Annotated in this window: 9 protein-coding genes; 6 read left to right on the top strand and 3 right to left on the bottom strand. The window is 63.8% G+C overall.

From position 1 onward, the window contains the following. Positions 1–289: 289 nt before the first annotated feature. From C480_RS01460 to C480_RS01475, 5 genes are all read left to right on the top strand, one after another. A complete protein-coding gene (locus C480_RS01460) occupies positions 290–1378 on the top strand; it encodes a Gfo/Idh/MocA family protein (RefSeq protein WP_006663847.1) in 1089 nt (362 codons plus the stop codon). Between the two features lie 41 nt (positions 1379–1419). Then, entirely contained in the window at positions 1420–2871 is a 1452-nt protein-coding gene (locus C480_RS01465; protein WP_006663848.1) for a flippase, read from the top strand. A 363-nt stretch (positions 2872–3234) separates the two neighbouring features. Further along, entirely contained in the window at positions 3235–4680 is a 1446-nt protein-coding gene (locus tag C480_RS01470) for a right-handed parallel beta-helix repeat-containing protein (RefSeq protein ID WP_241433774.1), read from the top strand. 24 nt (positions 4681–4704) lie between these two features. Further along, positions 4705–4935, top strand: a complete 231-nt coding sequence (locus tag C480_RS24130) for a hypothetical protein (RefSeq protein WP_241433775.1) — start codon at positions 4705–4707, stop codon at positions 4933–4935. Between the two features lie 333 nt (positions 4936–5268). Next, positions 5269–6264 (top strand): polysaccharide deacetylase family protein, encoded by a 996-nt coding sequence (locus C480_RS01475; protein ID WP_006663849.1) that lies wholly within the window; start codon positions 5269–5271, stop codon positions 6262–6264. Positions 6265–6312: 48 nt separating this feature from the next. Here the strand turns inward: C480_RS01475 and C480_RS01480 are convergent, their stop codons facing one another. From C480_RS01480 to C480_RS01490, 3 genes are all read right to left on the bottom strand, one after another. Further along, positions 6313–7332: a GNAT family N-acetyltransferase gene (locus C480_RS01480; protein WP_006663850.1), complete on the bottom strand. Its 1020-nt coding sequence runs from the start codon at positions 7330–7332 to the stop codon at positions 6313–6315. A 131-nt stretch (positions 7333–7463) separates the two neighbouring features. Then, a complete protein-coding gene (locus C480_RS01485; protein ID WP_006663851.1) occupies positions 7464–8780 on the bottom strand; it encodes a glycosyltransferase in 1317 nt (438 codons plus the stop codon). Continuing rightward, positions 8777–10135: a prenyltransferase/squalene oxidase repeat-containing protein gene (locus C480_RS01490; protein WP_006663852.1), complete on the bottom strand. Its 1359-nt coding sequence runs from the start codon at positions 10133–10135 to the stop codon at positions 8777–8779. The genes C480_RS01485 and C480_RS01490 overlap by 4 nt, the downstream gene beginning before the upstream one ends. A gap of 174 nt (positions 10136–10309) precedes the next feature. Between C480_RS01490 and C480_RS01495 the strand changes: the two genes are divergently transcribed. Further along, on the top strand, positions 10310–10798 hold a 489-nt coding region (locus tag C480_RS01495), incomplete at its 3' end, for a glycosyltransferase (protein ID WP_006663853.1).

The raw sequence follows: 10798 nt of genomic DNA on the forward strand, positions 1-10798 counted from the left end.
GTTCCCGGAGCGGGGGCGCTCTCGGTGTCTTACTGGTTCCTGACGCGTGTTCGCTGGCGTCCCGCCTTCGATTGCGGAACCCGATACTCACTGCTCGCGACGGAGTGGACGCGAGATTCGGTCCCTTTCGAAGACGCAGGCACCAGTTACCGCTGTGGCGGGCAGCCGAGGAAGAGTTCCCAATTCGGCTGCTATAGCGCCGTTTCCGTCGGATCAGGTGGGAAAACGATCCTGCGGATCGGTAATAGATCTATAACAATACCACTGTCTGTGCGTCTTTCGCAGGAGAATGACAGTCAAAACGGCAGTAATCGGCGCGGGAACAGTTTCGGAGGTTCATCTGTCCGGCGTCGCCGAGAACCCCCGAACTGACCTCGTTGCGATCTGTGATCTCGACTTCGAGCGGGCGCGCCAGGCGGCACGGCAGTACGACATCACGCCGTATGCGGATATCGACGACCTGCTCGAACAGGAATCGCTCGACTGGCTCCACGTGTGTACGTCGGTCCAGAGCCACCTGCCCCTCGGAAAACGCGCGATCGAGGCCGGCGTTCCGCTGTTGATCGAGAAGCCGGTCACCGAGACGATCGAGGAGATCGAAGAACTCGAGGCGTTCGCAGCCGAACACGACGTGCCGGTGTCGCCCGTCCACCAGCACGTCTTCGATCCGTCGATGCGGGCCGCCCGTCGGCTCATCGACGCGGGCGAACTCGGACAGATTCGCGGCGTCGATCTCATCTACACCGGTCTCTCTTCGCCGGACGAGGCGAACCGCGGCACCTGGGTCTTCGATCTCCCCGGCGGCGAGTTCGAGGAAGGACTGCCCCACCCGCTCTACTCTGCACTTGCTCTCAGTGGCTATCCCGAGAGTGAAGACTCGATTTCGAGTCTCACGCGGCTCATCGGCGACTACGACGACGAGTTCGCCTACGACGCGGCCCAGTTGCAGTACGTCACCGAGGACGACGTGTTGTGTAACCTGAAGATGCTCTCGAGTTCGAAGCCGCGACACGAGATTTACGTCCACGGCTCCGAGAAATCGATCCACCTGGATCTGATTCTCCAGACGGTCCAGACGGTCGACGACGACTATCACCTGTCCTCGTTCAAGAAAGGGAAGGAGGCGGTCACCCGCTCGGCGAGCTACCTGTCGGGGCTCCTTTCGAACGCCAAACTCGTCGCCGATGGACAGTTGAACGACGACTGGGAGACGGCGACGCGAATGAACCCCCACTACGCGCAGTTCGACCGGACCGCCCGTGCGCTCGAACGCGGTGCCGAAATGCCCGTGTCGCTCGAATCGTCGAAGTGGACGATCCGCCTGCTCGAAGAACTCCGCCGTGCGAGCACGCCGCCCGTTCGTACCCCAACGCCGTAACACGCGCTGCGCTCACGACACAGTTATTAGATATCTAATATATGAAGGAGAAGCTCCTCTCCGGGTTTCGAGCGACGCTCGGCGCAGAGATCGTTCGAACGGTCGCAAAGGGCGTCCTCACCGTCTCGCTCGCCCGCCTCTTCCTGACGCCGGACGAGTACGGCATCCTCTTTCTCGCCATCTCCGTTTTCAGCGCGTCGTTGCTCTGTAGTCGACTTGGAATTCCTCGATCGACGGCCCGCTATATCGCGGAATACCGCGAAACCGACCCCGGACAGGTGCCCTACCTCGTTCGGAGTTCGCTGCTGTTCCTCGGCATCGTCATGCTGATCGTTGCCGCCGCAGTCACGGTCTTTCACCAACTCCTGGCCGATCTGTTCGGCGAGCCAGAGCTGGCCCCCCTCCTGTTGCTGGGTGGCGTCTACATCAGTGCCTGGACGCTGAACTCGTACGTCCATACGCTTTTCCAGGGGTTCAACCGCATCACCTGGAGCGCGAGAGTGACGATCATTACGAACGCGTCGACCCTTCTGTCCGTCGTCGCCCTCCTCCTGACCGGCAGCGGCGTGATCGGCGCGCTCACCGGCTACATCATCGGGTATGCGCTCGGCGCGGTGTACGGACTGGTCCTCCTGTACCGCTTGGTCGCCGAGTTCGATCGCGCTTCCGAACCCGAACCCGGACTGCGCCGGCGATTGATCGAATACAGCCTCCCGCTGACGGTTTCCGACGGCGCAAACGTCGTCTACAAACAGGTCGACACGCTTCTCATCGGCGCATTTCTCACGCCGGCCGCGGTCGGCTACTACGTCCTCGCCAAACAGATCTCCGACTTCGTCATCGCGCCTGCGAGTTCACTCGGGTTCACCGTCTCGCCGTCCTACGGCGAGTACAAAGCGAACGGTGAACTCGAGGAGGCGGCGCGGATGTACGAAACGACGTTCAAACACAATGTGGTGTTCTACGTGCCGGCGGCGGCGGGGTTGATCGTCGTTGCGGACCCGCTGATCCGGTACGTCTTCGGGTCGGAGTATCTCGGCGCGATTCCGGTAATCCAGGTGTTCGCGCTCTTCATCGTCTTCCAGTCGATCGACAAGATCACGAACGACGCTCTCGACTATCTCGGGCGGGCGACCCACCGAGCCGTCTCGAAGGGTGCGACGGGCGCGTTCAACTTCGGGCTGAATTTGGTCCTTATTCCAACGATCGGCGTGGTCGGCGCGGCGATCTCGACGGTCGTGAGTTACGGGATCATGGTCGCCGTGAACATTTATCTCATCCACACTGAACTCCCGATATCGCCGCGGTACCTCGCCAAGTCGGTCGTCATGGTCTCCGGAATTGCACTCTCGATGGCGCTGGTCGTGCTGCTGGCGCTTCCCGCCGCGACGAACATCGTCTCCTTGCTCGCCGTTATCGGACTCGGCGTTACGCTCTGGGCACTCTTCTCCGTGACGAGCGGGCTGGTGGACATCCACAGCGTTCGTTCCTGAGTCGCAGCGACCCGGAGCTCCGTTTCGAAGCGAATTAGGTCAGCACCGACCGCTCGCCGTAGCCAGTATCGTGAACCGCTTCGGGGTTAAGCCCGAGACACTCCCCTTGTTTCCCTGTGATTCCCGCCTCTAACGGCCTCCGTTCAGTGTTTTCTGGTGAATTGAACGCGCCGTACTCCGCCTCCTCTCGGGGCGTTCGCTTTCGTCCTGTTCCCTCATAGCCACTATATATTGGGATATAAAATCTAAAGTCCGAACATTCATGGAGTTCTTACAATAATATCACGAGCAATTGACTGTATTATTGGTTTATACTAAGGAAAACAGAAGGTTTATGTTTACGACTTCAAATTCCCTGACTGTATGGCACGCGATACGGTACTGGATGACGACGGATCTAGCGATCGGAAACAACCCGAAGGCGGCCAGGCGATGGAGAGTAATAGCGGATTACTCCACCGGCGCAGGTACCTCGGACTCGTCGGGTCTGCGGCGGCGGCGCTTGCAACGACGGTTGGAACCGGCGCGGCGGCCGAAGACTACGAGGAGATCACCGTCGCAGCAGGCGACTCCCAGACGGTGCGCCTGAGCGATGGGGAGACGTTTTCGAACGTTCTCATCGACATCACCGAACCGAATGCCTCCTTCCACATTCGGGCGATCGCGGACGACTGGGAGATCCGCAACATCGGTTTCCGCGGCAACTGGGATAGCACCGAAAAGGAGAACGCGATCATCTGCCAGGTCAACAGTGCAAACGCGACCGGGCTGATCGAGAACGTCTACTTCATGGGGAGCGAAAACGACGACACCTACCCAGGGATCACCGGCATCAACGTCGCAAACGGTCACGCCGGCGACCTCGAAATTCGAAACGTTAACATTCAGAACTGCCCTGACAACTCGATCTACGGGAGCAACCCCGGCGACTCCTCCGCTCATCCCAGCGGTGCCGGGGGCGGCGGCCCGGTCGTCATCAAGGACTCCTACGCTCGCAACTCCAGGGCCGGCGGATTCCGCGTCGGCACCGACGGCTCGCGCGTCGAAAACTGCGTGATCACCGAGTGCGACAAGGGCATCTGGGGCTATTACGAGCACGCGGAGGTCGTGGACAGCGACATCTCCAACTCCCACCACGCCGACATCGTCTGTGGGGCTCCGGACTGGCAGAAGGCCCAGAACGCAGAAATCACCGTCACGGACGCCCGGTACGGGTCGGAAAACAATCGCGGCGCAGCGATCCACGGCTCCTCGGCCGGCACGCCACAGCGCACCGAACCGGGTGACGTCGACGGCGTTCCACTGAGTCCGGAGGAGGCCGCTTCCGGTTCGTCGTCCACGTCCACCCAAACGGCCGACGGCTCCGACGACACGACTGACGACGAGAACGAGGGCGAAGAGGGAAATGAGAACTCGGCGGACGAGCACCTCCTCTCGTTCGTCACCGAACCCGGTGCCCGGTACGCAGGCTACGAGTTCAGTGCCGAGGGATCGGTCGAGTTCACCGAAGCGCCAGCCGAGAGTCCGTCCGGGAAGCCGATCGAAGGTGGCACGTACGTTGCCGAGGACTTCATCGAAGACGGCGACGGCGACGAGACGTGGCGCGCCGGCGGCGTGACCGGTGGCGGCTACGGTGATGCCTTCTGCGTCGCGGGCGCGGTGACAGCGATCGATATCGAACAGCCCGACGTCATGTGGGTTGAACTCGACGGCGAGAAGGTATCGCCGGAGACGGTGATCGAACGGACGAGTAGTGGCGGCGGTAAAAGCGAAGACGAGGATGAGACCGAATCCGGCGATAGCAACTAGGACGGATCAGCCGGTCGGTCGAACGTGATCGTCATCAACGCGAACGGGTCCAACGGCGAGACATCGTTCTCGTTCGCGGTCACCGGCGATATCGAACACACGCCGTATCTGGGCTCCCAGGTCGGCACCATCGACGGCTCTGCAGTCGAGGGGACGATCGAAAGCGGCTGTGATGCCTCCGAGTTCAGCGGTGAGATTACGAACGTCCGACTCGCCGGGAACGCCGACGTCGACGTCGAGTACGACGTGCGATAAGGGGCGTCTGAGCGGCGACTAGCCGATCCCATTCGGCATTTTTTCCGGTCCGGATACGTCTGCGACGAGCGACTGCCGGTTCTTCACCACGGTAGGTGGTGCCTATAGCTGTCCACCCGCGCGGAAACGCGCTGGGGACGATTTGACGAGACGGCTGTGCGCCCTGCAATCGGGCGGGCGGTGCCGTTCCGCGGTGACTATCAATGGCTGCATCGGATAACCGTCTCCATACTAATAGTTCACCTTGCCAATCACTTCGGTGTGCGAAGTCGTTGACACCGTCGTGACGGTCTCGACCGCTCGAATGGCCTTCGACGCACCACACGCTAACACATGGGCAGTGTACTCATCTCGATCGACGCCGAACTCGCGTGGGGGTTTCACGACCTCGATCAGCCGCCAGTGGAGAGAGTGCAGAACGCACGCTGGGGGTGGCGACGCCTCCTCGAACTTCTCGACGCCTACGAGGTCCCGGCGACCTGGGGCGTCGTCGGTCACCTCCTGTTAGAACGCTGTGACGGCCGCCACGCCGGCCATCCGGCCGCGCGGGACGGCTGGTTCGACCGCGACCCCGGCGGCAGGGCCACCAACCACGACCACTGGTTCGGCATGGACCTCGTCAACGCCGTCAGAGACGCCGATATCGAGCACGAACTCGGCTGTCACTCGTTCTCCCACGCGTGTTTCGACCCCGAGGTGACCGACCGCGCCGTCGCCGAGGCTGAACTCGCGGCCTGTCTGACTGCGGCTCGCGATCGAGGCCTCTCGTTCGACTCGTTTCTCTTCCCGCGAAACGACATTGGGTATACGGAGCTGCTGGCCGAGTACGAGTTCAGCTGCTACCGCGGTCGCTCGCCGGCGCAGTGGTACGACAGGCCGTGGTTGTATCCGATCGGCAAGTTCGCAAGTTATACGGCCGGGATGACGCCCCCGCCGCTGGTGACGCCGGAGATCGACGAAAACGGCATCGTCAACGTGCCGGGATCGCTGTGTCTGTTCTCGTTCGAGGGGCTCGCGCGGTCGATCGTCGAGCCGGTCGTCGGCGATCCGGTGGTTCGGAAGGCCGCACTGGGTATCGACGCTGCGGCGGCGGGCGATGGAATCTGCCATCTCTGGTTGCATCCGAACGATCTGACGACGCCTCGACGCGTCGCCCGACTCCGGCGGATTCTCGAGATTATCGACGAGCGCCGTCGCGAGTCGGATCTGCGCGTCGAGACGATGCGAGCGGTCGCTCGGCGAACGAAACGACGGGCGGCCGACGGTTACAGAAGCGAGGCGGCGCTCGAGGCGGCGAAACCGGAACGAAGCGTCCAGCGAATACGGTAGCCGGGAGGCGCTTTGGTAGTCGGGAGGCGCTTTAGAAGATGGTGGTCGCTACTTCAACGAACCGGCCACGCGCTCGTAGGCCGATTTCGCGAGCGTCATCTCGAGCCCGGCGGACTCGACGACGTAGTACGGCCGGAGGTCGCCGTTGAACTTGCCCTTGTACTCACAGAGGCGTTCGGTGTTCGCGCCGACGAGATCGTAGCCGGTCACCGACTCGAGTTCGGGATCGGTGACGAGATCGTCGAGGATCACGCGGTGGAGGCAGTTGTTGACGCTGACGCGCTCGTAGGAGGCCGTGACGCCGCCTTGCCAGTAGTAGGCCAGGTCGTTCGAGAAGAGGGTGATGATGCCGCTCTTGTACGTCCCGTCGGGCGTGCGCGCCACGTACACGCGCCAGCGCTCGTCGTCCAGGTTCGAGAGCAGGTCCCGAAGGAAAGGCCGGGTCATCGGCGCGGTGTCGTCGTACTCCTCGTACTGGTCCACGACGTCGTCGTAGATCCGCAGCGCCGCGTCGATCCCCTCGGTTTCGATCGAGAGGTCGAGTTCGTCGTACCGGCGCATCTCGTTGCGGAGGCTCTTGCTGAATCCCGCCATCGCGTCGTCGAGGTCGGCACAGCCGTCGAGATCCACGACGTAGGTGAACTGCGGTTCGATCGTGAACTCGTTCCAGCCGTACGGCCGCGGATCGGCGTAGCCGAGCGGACAGGTCATTCGGAACAGCGTCGAGCGCCTGTGCGTTTCGAGGTCCTCGAGGACGCCCTCGGCGAGCGCGGCGTTGATCCGCTCCCACTTGCGCTGTTTGGGACTGTTCGGGTTGATGACCGGCCCGAGTCGCGGGACGCCGAGGGAGAGCGCCGGCGAGAAGACGGTGCGGCCGACGGACTTCTCGTCGACGAAGACCGGAAGCAGTCCGACCGCCTGCTGTCCCTTGAACGCGCCGTACAGTCGCAGGTCGCCGCCGGTGTGGGCGTCGAGCACGGCGAGTGCGTCCGGATCGTGAAAAACTTCGAAACCGCTCCGTGGAAGTGCGTCCCCCCACTCCGAGAGGTCGAGTCGTTCGATTTCCATGTAGGTCCGGCTGCGATGACTGACCGTTTTGTTACCACGTGGTTACCGCCCCGTAACGCGTCCGATCCACGATCCGCACGCTGGCGGGACCGATCACCTTCGTCGCCGACGAACTGACACCGCCCTCGCGGTCACGTCGCAGCAGCCGTCTCGAGCGCAGCCACAATTCGCCGCCAATCCGCGCCGGCCTGCGCCATCGAGAACTCGTCTCGGACCGCGGTCGCGTTCGCCGCGAGCGACGCCCGCAGGTCCGGCTCGTCCAGACAGCGCGCCATCGCCGCGGCGTACGTCTCGGGCTCCCGATCGGCCACGACGAGGCCGTTCTCGCCGTCCGTGACGGCGTCCGGAATCGAGCCGACCCGCGGAACGACGGGCGCGAGTTCAGTTGCCATGGCTTCGAGGAGGACGAGCGGCAGCGCATCCCGCTCAGACGTGAGGACGAAGGTTTCCGAACGGTGGTAGTACGCGAGCGGGTCGTCGACCCAGCCCGCGAGTTCGATGCGATCGACCAGCTCCCGAGCCCGAATGTCGGCCGCGACCGACTCGTAGAGCGGCCCGTCGCCGACCATCACTGCGCTGAACTCGCGTTCGGTCGCGTCGAGCTCGGCGGCGGCGGCGACGAAGCGGTGGGGGTCTTTCTCGGCGCTGAAGCGGCCGACCCAGAGGAAGTCGACCGTTTCGCCGGTTGTTTCGTTACTTTGGTCTTTCTCGTCCGCGTCTGTGTCCGTGTCTGTGCCTGTGTCTGTGTTCGTGTCCGCGTCCACGTCTGCGTCCGTTTCCGCGTCCGAGACCGAGTCGCCGCCGGTCGCGCGATCAGTGGGCGGGCGGTATGTATCCGCGTCGATCGGGTTCGTCAGGCGCTCGATCCGCGCGGACGGGACGCCACACCGGGCGAGCCGGTCGGCGTGGTCGGAGCCCGGAACCGAGACGACGTCGAACCGACGGAACAGCCAGCGCACGAGCGGGCCGTACCGCTGTGCGGCGTGATGATCGAGGTCGATACCGATGATCCCGAGGTGTGCCGGATAGCCGTAGACGACCTTCAGCGCGAGCGCGTAGCAGCCGTAGGGAAACAGCGAGATCGAGGCGACCGCGTCGTAGTCGTTCCGGCAGCCCTCGTACAGCGCGAGAACGAAGAGGAGCGCGATGCGAAGGAGGCGGGGACCGACCTGGGGCACTGCGACGTTTCGCGCCGCGTCGACGCCCTCGACGGGAGCGAGCGAGACGAGCGTCGTTTCGCCGGCCGCGTCCGCGAGCGGGCCGTAATGGCGTTCGTTCTTGTGAGCGAGTCCGGTCACGACGAGAACTCGTCGCGTTTCGGCGACCTCGCGTTCGAGTTCGCGTCCGGACGCCGCGTCCGCTGCGGACGACGCGCCGTCCGCGCCATTCGCCGACGCCGACGATCCCGATACCGTCTGCGGCGCGCTACCGCCCGCCCGCCGGCTCATCGCTTCCCGTCGGCTGACTCTCGGTCGTCCACGAGCGCCGTGCGATTCATCCCCCTGGTCGCGTCGTCGCTCGCCAGCATGAACTCCGAGAGCGCGTAGGCCATCCAGCCCTGACACCACCGCATCAGGGTCACGCGCTTCGTGTGGTGGCGATACTGCCGATAATAAAATCGTCCTTCCTCGCCCTCGACCCGCAGGTTCGCGAGCACCCACCGGAGAATTCGCTCGGCGAACTCGAGTTCACCTTCGCGCGTGAAGACGAGCATCCCCTGCGTGCTGGCGTGGATGTCGCGGGGATAGGCGTTGCCCTCGTCGAAGTTCGGGGCCCCGTCGAGTTCGAACAGTTCCTCCCGGTAGAACTCGAGCGCCGTCGAGAGCGTGTCGGCGTAGCGCCCGTCGTCGATCGCGTCGCGGTAGCGCTGGAAGGCCTCGATGACGAACCCGTTGTGGTGGCTGTCCATCGAAAGGTGCGACGCCGAGGCGGGAAGCCGGTAGGGCCAGCCGCCGACGTCGGTCTGGGCCGCTGCGATGTGGTCCAGAATTTTCGTCGCGCGCTCGCGGCACTCCGCGTCGCCGAAGAACTCGTAGAGGTCGACGAGCATCGCAGCGCCGACGGCGGCCGCGTTGATGGTGTAGGAGTCCTCGGGGTGGTTCATGTGGTAATCGATCTTCGCTCCTTCGTCGACCTCCCGGTAGTTCAGGTCCTCGACGAGGAAGTCGGCCGCCGTTCGGGCGAGGTCGGCGTACTCGCTCGTGGCTTCGTCGTGGCGAGCGGCCTGCAGGAAGGCGCGGACGGCGTAGGCGGTCGAGACGATGTCGGGGTCGCTCGGCACGCCCTTGGTGTGGAGGTGCTGGATCGGGTGGCGGTGACCGCCGCAGAAGCCGCTGTAGTCGGTGATCCGTTCGTCGGCGAGCCAGTCGGCCAGTCGGTCGGCCTCGCCGAGCGGATCGCAGGCCGGCGAGACTGCATCGCTCCGTCTCGCGAGGTCGTGGTAGTTCAGGTTCGCCATCGCGAACAGCGCCGCGCCCTTGTAGTTGCGTTTGCATTCGACCCGAAACAGCGGTCTGACGTCGACGGGCGTGCGTTTGACCGTCTCCTGAACGACGAGATTGAGCGCGCGATTCTCGAAGGGAAGCGACTGAACGAGCCGGCTGCTCAGTCCGTCGCCGTAGTCCGGCCCGACGTAGTCGTGTCGTCGGGCGTAGGCGAGCGTTGCATCGAGGACGGGACCGTACTGGTCGAAATCGATCGTGCGCGCCCCGGTGCTCGCCGACGAACCGCCCGCGGCAGCGGCGTCTCTGGGAGTGTCGGACTCGGTCGTCGCGGTGGGGTGGGAACGTCCGTGCGACTGCATCTACTGATCGCTGGCCCGTGCGAGCCATTAGTATCCGCTCACTACCCGACAGACGGACCGGCCGCCGGTCCGGTATCCGACGAGTTCGTCTCGACCGGACAGTCCGTCGAACTGGTATGCAGGCGATAACAAACCCGGTCGGCGAGCCACGTCGGACAGAGACGTGGTCTCCCCATGAACTACCTGTTCTTTACGAATACGCCGGCACACGTCCATCTGTACAAACACGCGATACGCGAGTTGCGCGAGCGCGGCCACGAGGTCCGTATCCTCGCCCGCGAGTACACGTGCACGGTCGAGTTGCTCGAATGGTACGACCTGCCCTACGAGGTCTACGGTTCCTGTGGCACCTCGAAGGGGTCGCTGCTGAGTCGGTTGCCGGCACACTACGCGCGGGCGATCCGCCTCGCCCGTCGATTCGATCCGGATCTCATCTTCGGCATGGGCGGCTACGCAGCCCACACCGGCGCGTTGCTTCGGACGCCGACGGTCCTGCTCATCGACTCCGAACCCGCGTCGTTCGATCACACGATCTCCACCCCGTTCGCTCGCGTCGTCCTCACGCCGAACACGTTCCGCAAGGACCTGGGCGACCACCACTACGTCTTCGCGGGCGTCAAGGAATGTGCCTACCTTCATCCGGACATCTACGAGCCGAATCCC

The sequence above is a fragment of the Natrialba aegyptia DSM 13077 genome (genome assembly GCF_000337535.1).
Taxonomy (GTDB): Archaea; Halobacteriota; Halobacteria; order Halobacteriales; family Natrialbaceae; genus Natrialba; species Natrialba aegyptia.